The sequence below is a fragment of the Pseudomonas sp. GW821-FHT11D10 genome, from assembly GCF_058808435.1.
Map to the genome: position 1 here is coordinate 33,843 of NZ_JBXARR010000008.1, position 17,067 is coordinate 50,909.

Here is a 17,067-nt window from a genome sequence, read left to right on the forward strand (position 1 = left end):
TCGGAAAAACTTACCTTAAAAGCCGATTCGCCTGTCGCCATTGATCGATGATGGCCTCTATACTAGCTCCCCGTTTGTGCACCGCTCTAGTGCATTCGGCTGGAGCGCCACACGTCCCTCCACTCTCCAATAGAGCTGCCGTAAAAATGAGCCTGTTCTCCGCTGTCGAAATGGCACCCCGCGATCCAATCCTGGGCCTCAACGAAGCATTCAACGCCGATACCCGGACCAATAAGGTCAACCTCGGGGTGGGTGTGTACTGCAACGAAGAGGGGCGAATTCCACTCCTGCGCGCCGTCATCGAAGCCGAAACCATTCGCGCCGCTCAGCACGCCTCGCGCGGCTACCTGCCAATCGACGGCATCGCGGCCTACGACCAGGCCGTGCAAAAGCTGCTGTTCGGCAATGATTCGCCACTGCTGGCAGCTGGCCGCGTTGTCACCACTCAGGCCGTCGGCGGGACCGGCGCACTGAAAATCGGTGCCGACTTCCTCAAGCAACTGCTGCCCAATGCCGTCGTGGCGATCAGCGACCCGAGCTGGGAAAACCACCGCGCGCTGTTCGAAACCGCCGGTTTCCCGGTGCAGAACTACCGTTACTACGACGCCGCCACCCACGACGTGAACCGTGCCGGCCTGCTCGAAGACCTGAACGCCCTGCCGAACGGCTCGATCATCGTGCTGCACGCCTGCTGCCACAACCCGACCGGCGTCGACCTGAGCCCGGCGGACTGGAACAACGTGCTGGAAGCGGTCAAGGCCAAAGGTCACGTGCCTTTCCTCGACATGGCTTACCAGGGTTTCGGTGACGGCATCGCCGAAGATGCCGCTGCCGTGCGTCTGTTCGCCGAATCCGGTCTGACTTTCTTCGTGTCGAGCTCGTTCTCCAAGTCGTTCTCGCTGTACGGCGAACGTGTCGGTGCCCTGTCGATCATCAGCGAATCGAAAGAGGAAAGCGCCCGCGTCCTGTCGCAAGTCAAACGCGTGATCCGTACCAACTACTCCAACCCGCCAACCCACGGTGCAAGCATCGTCGCCGCTGTGCTGAACAGCCCGGAACTGCGCGCCCAGTGGGAAGCCGAACTGGCTGAAATGCGCCTGCGCATCCGTGGCATGCGCGAGCAGATGGTTGCCCTGCTGGCCAAGAAAGCCCCGCAGCGTGACTTCAGCTTCGTCGGTCGTCAGCGCGGCATGTTCTCCTACTCCGGCCTGACCACCGAACAGGTTCACCGCCTGCGCAACGAGTTCGGCATCTACGCCCTGGACACCGGCCGCATCTGCGTCGCCGCGCTGAACCAGAGCAACATCGAAGCCGTGACGGACGCCATCGTTCAGGTCATCTGATCCGGCGCCGCACTGAAAACGGGAAGCCTTCGGGCTTCCCGTTTTTTATTTGTCTGAAGAAAAGCCGCTACACCCTCTAGACTGCACACAGACGATATTTCAGAGAGACGACATGAAAAACGATGACCTGCGCGCCGACCGCGATGAGCTGGACTACTATCCACCCCGCACTTCGGGCAAACGCGAAAAGAGCCTGGTGCTGCAAGTGGCGGCCGGGGTGTTTCTCGGCGGACTGGCCCTGTGGCTGGTGCAACTGGCGGCCACGGCGCTGTACGCAAAACTGCTGATGGGCACCTTTACATTCGGTGGCTGAAAGCCGTTCGGCAAAAAAATTTCGGCAAAGCTTGACTAGTCTTTTTAAATCAGTAACATACGCACCAATTCCGCAATAGCTCAGTTGGTAGAGCAAGTGACTGTTAATCACTGGGTCCCTGGTTCGAGTCCAGGTTGTGGAGCCAAATACAGAGCCCCTGAATCGAAAGATTCAGGGGCTTTTTTGTGGGCGCTGAAAAAAGCGGCACCATAGAAAAAGGGCCGATCAGTTTCGCAACTGATCGGCCCTTTTCATTCAACTACAACGGTCAGACGTGTTCGCTGCTCTTGGCATGCGCCTTCGGCGCGCCATGACCGTGATCCGCATCCGGATCGATCACCGGCACTTCGTTGCCGTCGCAGTCATGCAGCTTGCCGTCGCTGAAGTAGTCGCCTTCACGCAGCGCGGCCAGATCGCGATAACGCAGGGTCCGCTCTTCTGCCGCCGCAAACACCGACTGCTGATCCGAGTTACCCGCCGTGAAGTGGTTGAACGCCAGGTTCAGCAGGATCGCCATGATCGCCGACGAGCTGATGCCCGAGTGGAAAATGGTCGCGAACCAGCTCGGGAAGTGATCGTAGAAGTTCGGCGCGGCAATCGGGATCATGCCGAAGCCGATCGAGGTGGCGACGATGATCAGGTTAACGTTGTTGCGGTAATCGACCTTGGACAGCGTGCGGATCCCGCTCGCTGCCACGGTGCCGAACAGCACGATACCGGCACCGCCGAGTACCGAGGTCGGCACGGCTGCGATGACCCGGCCCATGAACGGCAACAGGCCGAGGATCACCAGGAAGATACCGCCGGTCGCCACCACATAGCGGCTCTTGATCCCGGTCACCGCCACCAACCCGACGTTCTGGGCGAAGGCGCTTTGGGTGAACGAGCCGAAGATCGGCGCAAACATGCTCGACAGCATGTCCGCCCGCAGGCCGTTGCCCAGACGCTTGGAGTCAACCTTGGTGCCGATGATTTCACCGACCGCCAGGATGTCCGCCGAGGTTTCCACCAGGGTCACCATGACCACGATGCACATCGACAGGATCGCCGCGAAGTGGAAGGTCGGCATGCCGAAATGGAACGGCGTCGGGAAGCCGAACATCGGGCCCTGGGTGACGTTGGAGAAGTCCGCCATGCCGAGGAACACCGCCAGCACCGTGCCGATCACCATGGCCAACAGGATCGACAGACGCGAGATGGTGGAACTGCCGACCTTGCTCAGCAGCAACACCAGCACCAGCGTGACCGCCGCCAGACCGATGTTTTGCATGCTGCCAAAGTCAGGCGCGTGGCTGTTGCCGCCCATGGCCCAGCGTGCGGCCACTGGCATCAGCGTCAGGCCGATGGTGGTGATCACGATGCCGGTAACGAGCGGAGGGAAAAACTTGGTGATTCGCGAGAACACCGGCGTGATCAGCAAGCCGATCAGCGACGCCGCAATCACCGCGCCGAGCACCGACTGGAAGCCGCCCTCCCCGCCACTGCTGACAATCGCCACCATCGTGGCAACGCCGGAGAACGACACGCCCTGTACCAGCGGCAACTGACAGCCGAAAAACGGTAAACCCAGGGTTTGCAGCAACGTGGCCAGCCCCCCCGCAAACAATGAAGCAGCAATCAACAGACCGATGTCCGCCGGCGAAAGCCCGGCGGCCTGACCGATGATCAGTGGCACCGCGACGATACCGCCATACATGGTCAGAACGTGTTGCAGGCCGTAAGCCATATTCGCGCCGACCCCGAGATTCTCGTCCTCGGGCCGTTGGTGTGAAACATGGGGCGTTTTCATGGTGGGGGAGTTCCCTGGTTTTTGTTATGCGCACACTGTATGCAAGAGTCAGGACAAATGTCCATAGACTTGTATACAACTTATCAGTCACATAATGGTTAGCTAGCCACCCAACCTTCTATCCCGCTGCTTTCATCCCCCACAAATCCGGCAACACATCCCCAATCGAGTGCACGCGTTATCCGCCTAGGCTGAAGTGTTCACGGCGACCGACGGCGCGGCCGCTCTCTTTTTTATACATATAAAGTATGCATAATGAAGTCATTCAAGATTCAGTTCGACAAAAGCAAGAATGCTGCCAACAAACTCAAGCACAGAGGGATCAGCCTCGCCGAGGCCGAACCGGTCTTCTACGACGACCGAGCACTGACCATTGAAGACAACGACCACGACGAGCAACGCTGGATTACCCTCGGCAACGACGGCAAAGGACGTTTGCTGGTTGTTGCGTACAGTTACCGCGAACCGAATTTCGTTCGAATCATTTCCGCACGCGTCGCTACACCGAGCGAACGTCGCGAATATTTTCTGGAGGCATGACCCATGAAAGACGAGTACGACTTCTCTCAGGGAAAACGCGGCGCATTGGCGCCCAACAAGGGTAAAACGCGCATCACCATCATGCTTGATGATGCAGTTATCGAAGCGGCACGTACGGTCGCCGAAGAGGAAGGGTTTGGCTATCAGACGGTAATCAACAACACCCTGCGCCACGCATTGCTTAACAGCCGTGGCGCAACCGAGGAACTTGAGCATTCCAGCGGGCAATTCAAGCAAGGCATCACCGCCACCGACCTCAAGAGCCTCGAGAAAAAACTGTCGGCGGCCGTGAACGAGATCCGGCGGGTGCTGGAGCCGGAGGCAAAACCTTAGGCTTCAGACCGGCTGAATCAGGCGCGCCAGCGCCAGACGTGCACCGGGCTGGTGCGGCAAGCGCAGGCCGAATTCCCGTTCCAGTAATTCGATCAGTTCACCGACATCTGTCACTTCACGCCGCTCGCTCTCGGCGCCGATGCGGTGGATCGCGAAACTGCCGTTGTTCAGCGTGCGCCGCCAGCCGTCGCCGGTACGCGCGACCATCAGGCGCTGGGCAAATGGCGAGTCCGGGTGAGTCGAGACGTACCAGTTGCCGAGGGTGTAATCGATGTCTTCCTGGCGTTGCAGGTCGAACAGGTACATCGGCCGCCATTCGCCGGCGACTTTGGCCTGCAGCATGTAGCCATCGGCCTGCACTTCGATCCGATACGGCTCGTGCGGGGTGGATTGCTCGGCTTCGGTATCGAGTACCAGCGGCGCAGTCGGCACCATGCCACCGAAGCCGACGTCGGTGATGTAGCGCACGTCGTCAATGGTCACCAGGCTCAGGCGGTGGGTACGCGCCGTCCAGCTGCCTTCGGGTTGATTCATGATCACTCGCCCGCTGATGCCCCGCGCATCGAACCCCAGCTCCAGCAGCAAAGCCAGAAACAGATTGTTCAGCTCGTAGCAGTAACCGCCACGGGCGCCGTTCAAGACTTTGCGTTCGATGGACGGCAGATCGATCAGGACGGGCTCGCCACTGAGCGTCGACAGGTTTTCAAAAGGAAAGGCGCCGGTATGGCGCAGTTGCAACAGGCGCAGGGTTTCAAGGGTCGGTGCCGGGGGCGCATCGAATCCCAGGCGTTGCAGGTACTGTTTCAGATTCGTCAGGCGTTGCTCGCTCATGGCTGGGTCCTTTTGCATGGGGGCGCGGATCGTTCCGCCGATGGTCGCCATGTATACGGGATCTAGGCATCGAATCGACAATTGAATTAACCAATCACCTGCTAGCGTCTTTTACGCGAATCGATGCGAATCCACGTCGGCGCGTGGTCGCTGGCATGCGGTTCGTTGCGCACCCAGGCATCCACACCGGCCTCGTGCAGATAAGGGCTCAGCGTCGGATTGAGCAGCAGATGGTCGATCCGCAGCCCGGAGTTCTTCTGCCAGTGCTGGCGGAAGTAATCCCAGAAGGTGTAGAGCCGATCTTCGGGATACAGATGCCGCAGCGAATCGGTCCAGCCCTGATCCAGCAGACGCTGGTAGCACTCGCGGCTTTGCGGTTGCAACAACGCATCCTTGAGCCAGGAACGGGTGTTGTAGATATCCAGATCGGTGGGCACCACGTTGTAATCGCCGGCCAGCACCACCGGGTGATCGCTGCTTTGCAGATCCCGGGCGTATTTGATCAGGCGCTCGAACCAGGCCAGTTTGTAGTCGAACTTCGGCCCCGGCTGCGGATTGCCATTGGGCAGGTACAGGCACCCCACCAACACCCCGTGCACCGCCGCTTCGAGGTAGCGGCTGTGTTTATCGTCGGGATCGCCGGGCAGACCGCGCCGGCTCTCCAGCGGTTGCGCATCGCGGGCAAGAATCGCCACGCCGTTCCATGACGCCTGGCCGTGCCAGATGGCGCCATAACCGGCGGCCTCCAGATCGGCGGCAGGAAACGCGCTGTCCACCAGTTTCAGCTCTTGCAAACAGACGATGTCCGGCTGCTCGCGCCTCAGCCATTCCAGCAGATTCGGCAATCGGGCCCGCAGGCCGTTGACGTTGAACGTGGCAATGCGCATTTTTTTCATCGTCCGAATTCCTGCCATTGACCGATAAAAACTGTGACATCCGCCCACTGCGACGGTTGCGTCGGGTCCTTCCCGTACGGCGTAATAGCTCCTCGCCCGATCCGCCGAGAGCCCCCTCATGCAAACCACGCTGCAAGGCCAGGGAATCATCCTGCGCCCGCTTCAATACACCGACGCCGATGCCCTGCTCCACGCTGCCGCCGACGGTGAACTGTGGAATCTGACGGTCACCGTTGTGCCGTCGGCCACCACCGTCGACGCTTATCTCAAAAAGGCCCTCGACGGCCGTGAGGCGGGCACGGTCATGCCGTTTGTCATCGTGCTGAAGGAAACCGGCGAAGTGATCGGCTCGACCCGGTTCTGGAAGATCGACCCGCTCAATCGCAAGCTGGAGATCGGCAGCAGCTGGATTTCGGCACGCCTTCAGAAGACCTTCGTCAACACCGAGGCCAAGTACCTGATGCTGCGCCACGCGTTCGAGGTGCTCGATTGCGTGCGCGTGCAGTTCACCACCGACGAGAACAACCAGAAGTCGCGCAATGCGATCCTGCGGCTCGGCGCGCAGCAGGAAGGCATCGTCCGCCACGAACGCATCATGCCGGACGGCCGCAAGCGCAACTCGGTGCGCTTCAGCATCATCGATGACGAATGGCCGCAGGTGCGCCTGAACCTGGAGCGCAAACTGGCGGATTACGGTCTGCGCTGAACGGTCAGACGCGGTTGCGCAGCCATTGCAGGAAACCTTTCTTCGGCGCCGCCACCGGCGTTTCTTCCGTCAGGGATTGCGCCTTGTGCAGGCGGAAATCGAGCAGCGCCTGCATCGCGTCGTTGATGTCGTGACGGGCGTCCAGGCACGGCTTGAGATAAGACTTCTCGATGCGGTACAGCGCGCAGAAGGTCTTGGCGGAAAAGTCGGCCGGCAGTGAGGTGTCGGACAGAATCCCCGCCTCGCCGATCACCTCACCCGGCCCCATCCGTCCGGATTCGAACGGCGTGCCGTGGCGCTTGAGCGTCACCGAAACCACGCCGGACTCGATGATGAACAAGTGATCGCTGACCTCGCCGCCCGCGAGAATCATCTCGCCGGCTCGGAAGGTTTGCAGGGTCATGTTCTGGCTGAAGGTTTCTTTCTCCTCCTGACGCAGGGTGGAGAAAATCGGCGAGCTGTCGAGCAACGCCCGCGGTCGCGAGAGATTGCTCAGCATGCCCGGCTCATCGCTCGACAGCAGATTGACCCCGGACGCTTGCAGGTGCCGGAACGCCAGGTCAAACAGCTGATTGCGCACCACGCGCTTTTCGCTCATCGAGGCGACAAACCCGCTGATTTCATATTCGGCGCCGGCACTGCTGGAGTTCTTCAGCGCAACACTCGGCGCGGGGCTCTCCAGCAATTGGCGACAGCCCTGCATCGCCCGTTCCAGGGCATCGATCACCGAGCTGGGCCGCGCATGGGGGCTGACCTGCACGCTGACGGCCACCCCGAACATATTGCTCGGCCGACTGAAGTTGATGATCTTGGCCTTCGCCGCCAGCGAATTGGGAATCACCGCCATGCTGCCCTGACTGGTTTGCAGGCGCGTGGCGCGCCAGTCGATGTCGGTGACCCGGCCTTCGGTGCCGTCGATGGAAATCCAGTCATCCAGTTGATAAGGCTTGGTGGTGTTGAGCACGATCCCGGAAAACACGTCGCTCAAAGTGCTCTGCAACGCCAGACCGACGATGATCGCCAACGCCCCGGACGTCGCCAGTACGCCTTTGACCGGCAGATCCAGCACGTAGGCCAGCGCCGCGATGATCGCAATCAGGAAGATCACCGCGCCCAGCAGATCCTGCAACAACCGCCCGGTGTGCCCGACCCGCTGCATCATCACCGCGCCGATCAGCACCGTCAGGGTGCGCGCGCCGAACAGCCACCAACCGATCTGCAACCCGGTCGCCGCCAGGTGCAACGGCACGTTGTCGGCCCACGGCGCAGGCTCCATCGGGTTGAGCCCTTCGTTGAACAGCAGGATGCTGAACAGGGCAAAAATCAGCACCCGCACCAACAGTTTCCACGCGCTGCCGTGGGAGCTGATCAGACGCCACAGACCGAGATCGATCAGGATCAGGATCAAGGCGCAAAACAACGGATGATCGGTGAGCAGAGACAGCATCAAACAACTCCGACAGGGGCCAGTCGCGAGAAGATCGCACAGATTGGGCTCAGTGTAGGAGTAATTGATTTGGCGGGATGAATGCGCTTGAGCGGACAACAAAAAAACCCTGCAGCAGCGGGTTGCTCCTACAGGGTTCGGATGAATCTGTTACTTGCCGCTGGTCAGCGTGCTGTAGCTGGTCATCAGGTTGCGGTAATCCGGAATGTGGTTGGAGAACAATGTGCCCAACCCCTCGATGTCGTTACGCCAGTCGCGGTGCAGTTCGCACGCCAGGCCGAACCACGTCATCAACTGCGCACCGGCACTGGACATGCGGTTCCACGCCGATTCGCGGGTCAGTTCATTGAACGTGCCGGAGGCATCGGTCACCACAAACACGTCGAATCCCTCTTCCAGCGCCGACAGCGCCGGGAACGCCACGCACACTTCAGTGACGACACCGGCAATGATCAACTGCTTCTTGCCAGTGGCCTTGATCGCCTTGACGAAATCTTCGTTGTCCCACGCATTGATCTGGCCGGGACGAGCAATGTACGGCGCGTCGGGGAACAGTGCCTTGAGCTCGGGCACCAGCGGGCCGTTGGGGCCGGTTTCGAAACTGGTGGTCAGGATCGTCGGCAACTTGAAATATTTCGCCAGGTCGGCCAGCGCCAGCACGTTGTTCTTGAAGCGGTCGGGCTCGATGTCGCGTACCAGCGACAGCAGCCCGGCCTGGTGATCGACCAGCAGAACGGCGGCGTTGTTCTTGTCCAGTCGTTTGTATTGAGTAGTCATTGCAGTCATCCTCGCGTGTGGTCGACATCGGTTGAATGTCGACGTTTCAGGTCAGCGTTGGGAATCCAGCGCTTCGTGTTCGTTCGCGACTTGCTGAGCCTTGAGGTAGCTCTCGATCAGCAATTGATAATGCGGCATGGCCTGGGCGTAGACGGCCGCCCACTGCTCGGCATCGGGACGGTTCCACGAGCCTTGCAGCTCGGAGAGCGTCGCCATGATGTCGATCGGCACCACGCCGGCCTGGGCCAGACGGGCAACGGTCAGATCAGTGGCCAGTTTCGAGTGGTTGCCGGAGGCATCGACCACCGCAAATACCTTGTAGCCTTCATGCACCGCGGCGATGGACGGGAACGCCAGGCAGACGCTGGTCAGGGTCCCGGCGATCACCAGGGTTTTCTTGCCGGTGGCTCTGACGGCCGCGTGGAACTCAGGGTTGTCCCAGGCATTGATCTCACCCTTGCGCGCCACGTATTGCGCATGAGGCGCGGCTTCGTGAATTTCCGGAATCAGCGGCCCGTTCGGCCCCTGCGGAACAGACGCCGTGGTGATGACCGGCATCTTCAACAGGGTCGCGGCCTTGGCCAGGGCAATGGCATTGGCGCGCAGTTGCGGTACATCCATGTCCTTGACGATCTGGAACAGACCGCTCTGGTGATCGATCAACAGCATGGCGCTGTCGTTGGGGTCGATGGTCGGTTTCTGGCCATTGAAATTGGCCGCGTTGACGGTGTTCATGGGCGTTTCCTCTTTCTTTTGGGCGACAGCCATCCCTGGCCTGCAAACCGGCCTACGCGTCCTGTGTAGAGCGGGGTGTGGAACGGCGGTGGATCAGCCGTGCATGCGGCCGAAGCGGCCGGACTGGAAGTCGGCGAATGCCTGGTGGATTTCCTGCTCGGTGTTCATCACGAACGGGCCGTGGCCGACGATCGGTTCGTCGATCGGCTCGCCGCTGAGCAGCAACACCACTGCATCTTCGCTGGCCTCAAGCGTCAGTTGCCGGCCATCACGTTCGAACAGCGCCAACTGCCCTTCGCGCACCGACGCCAGACCGTTGACCTGCACCGAACCTTTCAACACCACCAGCGCGGTGTTGCGGCCCTCATGCAGATCCAGCGTGAGCAACTTCCCGGCGTTCAGGCGCAGATCCCACACGTCGATCGGCGTGAAGGTGCGGGATGGGCCCCGGTGACCGTCGAATTCGCCGGCGATCAGACGCAGGCTGCCGGCACCGTCCTTGAGCGCGATGTTCGGGATGTCACGATCCAGAATGGTCTGGTAACCGGGCGCGGCCATTTTGTCCTTGGCCGGCAGGTTGACCCACAGTTGCACCATTTCCAGATTGCCACCGGTTCGGGCGAAGTTTTCCGAGTGAAATTCCTCGTGCAGGATCCCGGACGCAGCGGTCATCCACTGCACATCGCCCGGACCGATGGTGCCGCCGGCGCCGGTGGAGTCGCGGTGCTGCACTTCGCCTTCGTAAACGATAGTCACGGTTTCGAACCCACGGTGCGGATGCTGACCAACGCCACGTTGCTCGGTCGTCGGGGGGAATTGCGCAGGCCCGGCGTGATCCAGCAGCAGGAACGGGCTGATGTGTTTACCCAGGTTGTCGTAGGAAAACAGCGTGCGAACCGGGAAACCATCGCCGACCCAATGGCCGCGAGGGCTGGTGTAGATACCGATGATGTTTTTCATGGTTTGCCTCCAATCGGGTGAATGACGCGATGGATAAAGCTTAAATCCATGACCTTTGATGGACTAGACTGCAAAAATCAGCTTTAGCGTTCCATATGGAGAACGATGGTGGAAGACCTCAACACCCTCTATTACTTCACCCAAGTGGTGGAGCATCACGGTTTCGCCGCCGCAGGGCGGGCACTGGACATACCCAAATCAAAACTCAGCCGGCGCATCTCGCAGCTCGAAGAACGCCTCGGCGTGCGCCTGCTGCACCGCACCAGCCGGCACTGTTCACTCACCGAAATCGGCCAGGCCTACTATCAGCGCTGTCTGGCGATGCGGGTCGAGGCCGAGAGCGCCGCCGAACTGATCGAGCGCAACCGCTCCGAACCTCAGGGTCTGATCCGTCTCAGTTGCCCGACGGCGCTGCTCAACTCCTGGGTCGGGCCGATGCTCACCCGCTACATGCTCAAGTATCCGCTGGTCGAAGTGTTCATCGAGAGCACCAACCGCCGCGTCGATCTGTTGCATGAAGGTTTCGATATCGCCTTGCGCGTGCGCTTCCCGCCGCTGGAAAACACCGACATGGTGATGAAGGTGCTGGGCAACAGTACCCAGTCGGTGGTGGGCAGCCCGATGTTTGCCGAACGCTTGTCGTCCCCGCCCTCGCCTGCCGATCTCAATGGTTTGCCGAGCCTGCATTGGGGCGCGGCACAACGTGAGTATCAGTGGGAACTGCTCGGACCGAACGGCGCTTCAGCGCAGATCCGCCATACGCCAAGGCTGGTTACCGATGACCTGATTGCCCTGCGTCAGGCGGTGATTGCCGGAGTCGGCGTTGCGCATCTGCCGAGCGTTGTCGTACGCGAAGACATCGCGGCAGGACGCGTGGTGGAGTTGATTCCGGGTTGGGCACCGAAATGCGGGATCGTGCATGCGATCTTTCCATCGCGCCGGGGGTTGCTGCCGTCGGTGCGCACGCTGATCGATTTTCTGGGTGAGGAATTTGCTCACAGCGATATCGCGTGAAACTCGAGACTGATTCGTGCCTTTTGATCAACAGTACTTTGCCCCGACAGCGGTTTTTCCCGAGGAATCAGACGCGGATACTCCTGCCCATTCCCACTGCAACCCTGGAGTCCTGCATGTCTGTTCCCGCTTTCGGTCTTGGTACGTTTCGCCTGCAAGGTCAGGTGGTCATCGATTCGGTGAGCACTGCCCTTGAACTCGGTTACCGGGTCATCGACACCGCGCAGATCTACGAAAACGAAGCTGACGTTGGCGAGGCCATCGCTGCCAGCGGCATCGCCCGCGACGAACTGTTCATCACCAGCAAGATCTGGATCGCCAACTTCGCCAAGGACCGGCTGATCGAAAGCCTCAAGGAGAGCCTGCAAAAGTTGCAGACCGACTATCTCGACCTGACGCTGATCCACTGGCCGTCGCCGGAAGATCAGGTGCCGGTCGAAGAATTCATGGGCGCGCTGCTGGAAGCCAAACGCCTGGGCCTGACCCGAAAGATCGGCGTGTCCAACTTCACCATCGACCTGATGAAACAGGCGATTGCGGCGGTCGGCGCAGAAAATATCGCCACCAACCAGATCGAACTGCACCCGTACCTGCAAAACCGCAAGGTCGTGGAATTCGCGCAAAGTCAGGGCATCCAGATCACGTCGTACATGACCCTGGCCTATGGCGAAGTGTTGAAGGATCCGTTGATCGTGCAGATCGCCGAGCGACTGCAAGCCACCCCGGCGCAGGTCACCCTGGCGTGGGCGATGCAGTCGGGTTACGCGGTGATTCCGTCGTCGACCAAGCGCGCCAACCTGCAAGGCAACCTCGGCGCCACGGCGCTGACCTTGAGCGACGCCGACATGGCGCTGATTGCCACACTGGATCGCGGCCATCGCCTGACCAGCCCCAAAGACATCGCGCCGCAGTGGGACTGACCAATCAGGCCTGAAGCTGCTGCGCGAGGTCGTGCATGGCCACGCGCAGCAACTCGATGGCGGCCGTCAATGCCGCTTCAGGCTCATCGTCCCGGCAGGCCTGCTCGAGTACCCGACACGCCGAGACCACGCGCTCGGCACCGATCATGTGCGCCCCGCCCGTGACATGATGCGCCAGATCACGCAAGACTTCGCGATCACGGCCTGATGCGTCCAGACGCTTCAGGTCGATGCGCAGACTGCTCAGCACCTCCTCACGCAATTGCCCGATCAGCGGGTTGTCCGTGCCTGCCAGTTGCAACAGTGCACTCAGATCGAACTCGTCCACTGGCAGATCGTCCACGCTGTCGACCTGCACTCCCCCGGGTACGGCGGCCATCAGCGCCTGACTCAATTCGCGCAACAGCACCGGCTTGAACAGACAATCGTCCATCCCGGCTGCCCGGCATCGCTGCTTTTCTTCCATTTGCGCATTGGCGGTAAATCCGAGGATCAGACAGGGCGCCCTGCCCGTCGCGGCCTCTTCCTGACGCACCGCGCGCGTCAGTTCATATCCGTTGAGCCCCGGCATGTTGCAGTCGGTGATCAGCGCATCGAAAGATTGCTCGCGCCACAACGCCAGCCCATCCTCACCGCCACCGGAGTCAACGGGGCGATGCCCGAGTTCACTCAACTGCCGACACAACAGCAGGCGATTCACCGGATGGTCATCCACCACCAGCACGTTCAGCGAGTTCGCCGTCGTTGCCGCTGGCACCGCTACAGCCTCTTGCACAAGCGGCGCCAGCACCGGCAGCTCCATTCGCAGCATGACTTGAGTGCCGCGGTTCAACTCGCTGCTCATCCACAAATCACCGCCCATCATCCGGCACAGATTGCGGCTGATCACCAGCCCCAGGCCAGAACCGCCCTGCGTCACAGACTGATGATCGCCGACCTGCACAAACGGGCGGAACAACCGCTGCTGATCCTCGGTGCTGATCCCCCGGCCACTGTCTTCGACGATCACGCCCGCTTCAATCAACCCATCGTGCTCGCTGAATACGCGCAAACGCAGGCTCACCTCGCCGTCATCGGTGAACTTGATTGCATTGCTCAACAGGTTCGACAGCACCTGTTTGAAACGCAGGGGATCGAGCATCACCTCGACGTTGCTGCGCTCATCCAACTCTACGTGCCACAACAGCTGTTTCTGCCGGGCCAGGCCTTCGAAAATCCGACACACCGACGCCACTACTTCGCGCAGATTGGCGCGCTCGGGAACGAGCGACAAATGCCCGGACTCAATGCGTGCGATGTCGAGAATATCGCCGATCAATGCCAGCAGTTGCTGGCCGGCGCTGGACGCCACCTCGATCGCCTGGCGATCGGTCACGCCTTCATCGGCACGCTTGAGGGCCAGCTCAAGCATGCCGATCAGGGCGTTCATCGGTGTGCGGATTTCATGGCTCATGGTCGCCAGAAACGTGCTCTTGGCGCGGTTGGCTTCATCGGCCGCGTCCTTGGCCTCCTGCAACTGCTGAACCCATTGCTGGCGCTGGCGGATCTGCCAACGCTGAAAGCCGATCCAGCCCAATGCCAGCAACAGCAATCCGGCGGCAACGGCAAACCCGCGCAGTATTTGCTCGCGATGACGCAGCCAATAGCTGTCTCGCACCACCACGTTACGACTCAAGCCCGCCACCAGTCCGTCGATTTCCTGAGGGGCGATGCCCAGCAGTGCCTTGTTCAGAATCGATTGCAGTTGCGGAGCATCCGGCGCCGTGGCCATGGCGATCCTGGCCGGTAGATCGCCCAGCGTGGAAACAATGCGCAAGCGATCGCGGTATTGGTGATCGATCTGGTAACGCGCCACCAGCAACGAACTCAATGTTGCATCGGCCCGACCGTCGAGCAGCGCGCGTGTGCCGTCCGCCGGACTCGGCAACTCGATCAGGCGGATCTGCGGTACGTTCTCCAGCAGATAATCGCGCAACGGATTGCCGCGATAGAGCGCCAGACGTTTGCCCGCCATTTCTTCAAGGCTGCGCGGCGCCTGAACCTTCGAATCGCCGATCAAGACAAAGGGGCTGTTGGCGTACGAGCGGGTGAACAACATTTGCGTTTCGCGCTCGCGGCTCGGTGTCAGCACCGGCAACAGATCCAGCTCACCGTTTCTGAGCTGCTCGACCTGACGATCCAGAGACTGACCGCGCACCACCTCGAACCTCAGGCCACTGCGCTGACTGATCAGGTTGAGCAGTTGCGCAGCCAGGCCACTGAAGCGGCCATCAGCGTCAAAGAATGTCAGCGGTGCTAAATCATTGATAGCGCCGACCCGCACCACCGGGTGCTGATCCAGCCATAGTTGCTCGCTGTCGCTCAGGCTCACCCGCGACTGCGCCGCCCTGTCGGCGCGCCCGGCGCTCCAGCGCAGTTCCATCGCCAGGCGCTGCTCCATGGGAATCGCCAGCAGGGCCTTGTTGACCAGGCGTTCCAATCGGGTGTTGCTGCGGGCCAGGGCAAAGCCGAAGGGGCTGGCGTCGAGGCCCGCGGGCCCGGCCAGTTGCAGGTCGTTTTGAAAATGGGTGTTGATCAGGTAGCTGGCGCTGATGAAGTCGCCGAGGTACAGATCATCCCGGCCGAACGCCACGGCGCCGAGGGCATCGAGAATCGATCGATAACGCTGCAGGGAAGCTTGCGGGTAAGCCTCTTCGATGGTCGAGGCTGGCAGATAGTCGTCCACCATGGCAATGCGTTTGCCGGTGAGATCATCCGGTAACGCCTCATTGAGCCGGGTCACCCACATCGGTTGATCCTCGGCGTAGGCGCGTGACAGCATCAGCCCGGGATCGGCGATTTCGAAGTTGTTCGACGTGCCCAACAGATCAAGATCGCCAGCCTTGAGTGCGGCCATGGCGCTTGCGCGGTCGGGATAGCACCAGACTTCGACGCCGATGTTCAGCACCTGGGCGATCGCGTCGGCGTAATCGGCTGTGAGGCCTTCCAGCTCGTGGCGCTTGCGGGTCAGTTCAAAGGGCGGGTAATCCGGCCAGGAGGCACCGATGCGCAATACCGGGTGCGCGCTCAGCCACTGTTTATCCTGGTCATCAAGGCGAACCTGCACGCCTTCCAGGCGGGTGCGGGAGACTATTTCCAGCCTTTGTGCCTCGGTCGCACTCACTGCGCTTGCAAGCATCAGTATCGAAAGGAGAAGGAACCGCAGAGGACATTTCATGGGCAGCCTGTCAAAACAGGCCGTTGCGTTTGACAAACTCTCGCAAGACCACCAGCGAGCTCACTCCAAGTTTCAGCATCAGGCGGGTCTTGTAGGTGCTGATGGTCTTGTGACTGAGGTTCATCGCCAGAGCAATCTGCTTGTTGGACTCGCCTCCGGCCAGCTTCAGCATGATCTCCATTTCGCGGGTGGACAGAAGTTTAATCAACTCTCGCTCATCGCGATGTGCTTCGGATTGCCCGGCATTGACCACGGGCATTTCGGGAAAGTAGCTATAACCCGAACGGACGGCCTTGATAGCATTTTGCAAATGCTGCATCGAGGCGGACTTGGCGACAAAAGCCATCGCCCCCGCGCGTCGGCAGCGCATCAGATAGTGTTCAGGGTCGGCCGAAGTGAAAATCACCACCTTGCAGACCAGTCCGATGGCTCTGATGCGCTCCAACACCTCCAGGCCACCGAATCCGTTGAGCTTCAGGTCGAGCACGACCAGTTCCGGCGCGTGTTCACGGAGCATTGGCACCACATCGACACCGCTGGAAGTCACATGAATCGGTTTGTAACCCGCAGACTCCAGAACCAGTCGAAGGGCACCCACCACCACTGGATGATCATCAACAATCAAGGCTGAACCCATGACCACTCCCGGGGCGAATACCTGACATGACGCCACCGATCTTGCATGAACGGGACTATTGGTAGCGGCGCTACAACTGTTGCACGGTGTACACGCTGAATCACCTGTCAGATCTGACAGTTGTGCGATAGACCGATCTGTGATCGAACACGCGATGGGCACCCAAATGAAGCCTCGACCGAGGTCATCAACTGTTCGATGGCGCAAATAGAGGGCAAAGGTGCAGGGCTGGTGAGGATCTTTGCGCCAAAATGCCCGGAAACTCCTGAGGCATTTGCCGGCTCACCATAGACCAGCGCCCGCCGGATTTGCGGATGATCAAACAGAAAACCGCTCAGATCCTCGATCCCGGCCGCCAGTTCGGCGTTGATCACCAGGACATCGAACGGCTGACCGCCGTAATCGACCAGCGTCAGCAGTTCGGCAAGGTTTTGCACCGGTGCAATGCGGTAGTAATCCAGGCCATTGAACAGGCGCTCGATCTTCATCCGGTGAAAATGCTGCAAGTCGGCGATCAGGATGCGCAGGGTTTTGTCGGTCAATGTGAAAGTCCGGGTAGTCGCTTCAAGTGGCGGCAAGACTACCCAAGCATCGGGATGCGCTCTGTAG

General features: G+C 60.4%; 17 protein-coding genes and 1 tRNA gene. 8 read left to right on the plus strand and 10 right to left on the minus strand.

Annotation, left to right across the window (positions count from 1 at the left end):
• Positions 1-146 precede the first annotated feature (146 nt).
• From AC1RT4_RS21865 to AC1RT4_RS21875, 3 genes are all read left to right on the plus strand, one after another.
• Positions 147-1,343 (plus strand): amino acid aminotransferase, encoded by a 1,197-nt coding sequence (locus AC1RT4_RS21865; RefSeq protein ID WP_493087789.1) that lies wholly within the window; start codon positions 147-149, stop codon positions 1,341-1,343.
• Positions 1,344-1,455: 112 nt separating this feature from the next.
• Positions 1,456-1,656: a hypothetical protein gene (locus AC1RT4_RS21870; RefSeq protein ID WP_065257405.1), complete on the plus strand. Its 201-nt coding sequence runs from the start codon at positions 1,456-1,458 to the stop codon at positions 1,654-1,656.
• Positions 1,657-1,725: 69 nt separating this feature from the next.
• Positions 1,726-1,801: transfer RNA gene (locus AC1RT4_RS21875), tRNA-Asn, on the plus strand.
• Positions 1,802-1,924: 123 nt separating this feature from the next.
• On the opposite strand, the gene AC1RT4_RS21880 is transcribed toward AC1RT4_RS21875, so the two are convergent.
• The gene (locus AC1RT4_RS21880) at positions 1,925-3,445 is read right to left on the minus strand and encodes a nucleobase:cation symporter-2 family protein (protein WP_007956419.1); all 1,521 of its coding nucleotides are present in this window, start codon (positions 3,443-3,445) and stop codon (positions 1,925-1,927) included.
• 255 nt (positions 3,446-3,700) lie between these two features.
• Between AC1RT4_RS21880 and AC1RT4_RS21885 the strand changes: the two genes are divergently transcribed.
• Together AC1RT4_RS21885 and AC1RT4_RS21890 are read left to right on the plus strand one after the other, a co-directional pair.
• Positions 3,701-3,985, plus strand: a complete 285-nt coding sequence (locus AC1RT4_RS21885; protein WP_493087792.1) for a BrnT family toxin — start codon at positions 3,701-3,703, stop codon at positions 3,983-3,985.
• Positions 3,986-3,988: 3 nt separating this feature from the next.
• A complete protein-coding gene (locus tag AC1RT4_RS21890) occupies positions 3,989-4,318 on the plus strand; it encodes a BrnA antitoxin family protein (protein WP_493087795.1) in 330 nt (109 codons plus the stop codon).
• Positions 4,319-4,321: 3 nt separating this feature from the next.
• On the opposite strand, the gene AC1RT4_RS21895 is transcribed toward AC1RT4_RS21890, so the two are convergent.
• Positions 4,322-5,149 (minus strand): arylamine N-acetyltransferase family protein, encoded by an 828-nt coding sequence (locus AC1RT4_RS21895; protein WP_493087800.1) that lies wholly within the window; start codon positions 5,147-5,149, stop codon positions 4,322-4,324.
• Between the two features lie 101 nt (positions 5,150-5,250).
• Positions 5,251-6,045 (minus strand): exodeoxyribonuclease III, encoded by a 795-nt coding sequence (locus AC1RT4_RS21900; protein WP_179692081.1) that lies wholly within the window; start codon positions 6,043-6,045, stop codon positions 5,251-5,253.
• 118 nt (positions 6,046-6,163) lie between these two features.
• On the opposite strand from AC1RT4_RS21900, the gene AC1RT4_RS21905 reads away from it, so the two are divergent.
• Positions 6,164-6,751, plus strand: coding sequence for a GNAT family N-acetyltransferase (locus AC1RT4_RS21905; protein ID WP_493087802.1), 588 nt, complete (start codon positions 6,164-6,166; stop codon positions 6,749-6,751).
• Between the two features lie 4 nt (positions 6,752-6,755).
• Here AC1RT4_RS21905 and AC1RT4_RS21910 read toward each other — a convergent pair whose 3' ends face one another.
• The 4 genes from AC1RT4_RS21910 to AC1RT4_RS21925 all read right to left on the minus strand — a co-directional run bounded on the left by AC1RT4_RS21910 (position 6,756) and on the right by AC1RT4_RS21925 (position 10,670).
• Entirely contained in the window at positions 6,756-8,198 is a 1,443-nt protein-coding gene (locus AC1RT4_RS21910) for a mechanosensitive ion channel domain-containing protein (RefSeq protein WP_493087804.1), read from the minus strand.
• Positions 8,199-8,348: 150 nt separating this feature from the next.
• Positions 8,349-8,975 carry an isochorismate family cysteine hydrolase YcaC gene (gene ycaC / locus AC1RT4_RS21915; RefSeq protein ID WP_493087807.1) on the minus strand — a complete coding sequence of 209 codons (627 nt, stop codon included), beginning with the start codon at positions 8,973-8,975 and terminating at the stop codon, positions 8,349-8,351.
• A 51-nt stretch (positions 8,976-9,026) separates the two neighbouring features.
• A complete protein-coding gene (locus tag AC1RT4_RS21920) occupies positions 9,027-9,710 on the minus strand; it encodes an isochorismatase family protein (RefSeq protein ID WP_493087809.1) in 684 nt (227 codons plus the stop codon).
• Positions 9,711-9,803: 93 nt separating this feature from the next.
• The gene (locus AC1RT4_RS21925) at positions 9,804-10,670 is read right to left on the minus strand and encodes a pirin family protein (RefSeq protein WP_493087811.1); all 867 of its coding nucleotides are present in this window, start codon (positions 10,668-10,670) and stop codon (positions 9,804-9,806) included.
• 105 nt (positions 10,671-10,775) lie between these two features.
• On the opposite strand from AC1RT4_RS21925, the gene AC1RT4_RS21930 reads away from it, so the two are divergent.
• Together AC1RT4_RS21930 and dkgB are read left to right on the plus strand one after the other, a co-directional pair.
• Positions 10,776-11,684 carry a LysR substrate-binding domain-containing protein gene (locus AC1RT4_RS21930; RefSeq protein ID WP_493087813.1) on the plus strand — a complete coding sequence of 303 codons (909 nt, stop codon included), beginning with the start codon at positions 10,776-10,778 and terminating at the stop codon, positions 11,682-11,684.
• 116 nt (positions 11,685-11,800) lie between these two features.
• Positions 11,801-12,604 (plus strand): 2,5-didehydrogluconate reductase DkgB, encoded by an 804-nt coding sequence (gene dkgB / locus AC1RT4_RS21935; protein WP_493087815.1) that lies wholly within the window; start codon positions 11,801-11,803, stop codon positions 12,602-12,604.
• A gap of 4 nt (positions 12,605-12,608) precedes the next feature.
• Here the strand turns inward: dkgB and AC1RT4_RS21940 are convergent, their stop codons facing one another.
• The 3 genes from AC1RT4_RS21940 to AC1RT4_RS21950 all read right to left on the minus strand — a co-directional run bounded on the left by AC1RT4_RS21940 (position 12,609) and on the right by AC1RT4_RS21950 (position 17,000).
• Positions 12,609-15,821 (minus strand): ATP-binding protein, encoded by a 3,213-nt coding sequence (locus AC1RT4_RS21940; RefSeq protein ID WP_493087817.1) that lies wholly within the window; start codon positions 15,819-15,821, stop codon positions 12,609-12,611.
• A 10-nt stretch (positions 15,822-15,831) separates the two neighbouring features.
• Positions 15,832-16,458 (minus strand): response regulator, encoded by a 627-nt coding sequence (locus AC1RT4_RS21945; RefSeq protein WP_493087819.1) that lies wholly within the window; start codon positions 16,456-16,458, stop codon positions 15,832-15,834.
• Positions 16,459-16,565: 107 nt separating this feature from the next.
• Positions 16,566-17,000 carry a chemotaxis protein CheY gene (locus AC1RT4_RS21950; RefSeq protein ID WP_493087821.1) on the minus strand — a complete coding sequence of 145 codons (435 nt, stop codon included), beginning with the start codon at positions 16,998-17,000 and terminating at the stop codon, positions 16,566-16,568.
• Positions 17,001-17,067 lie beyond the last annotated feature (67 nt).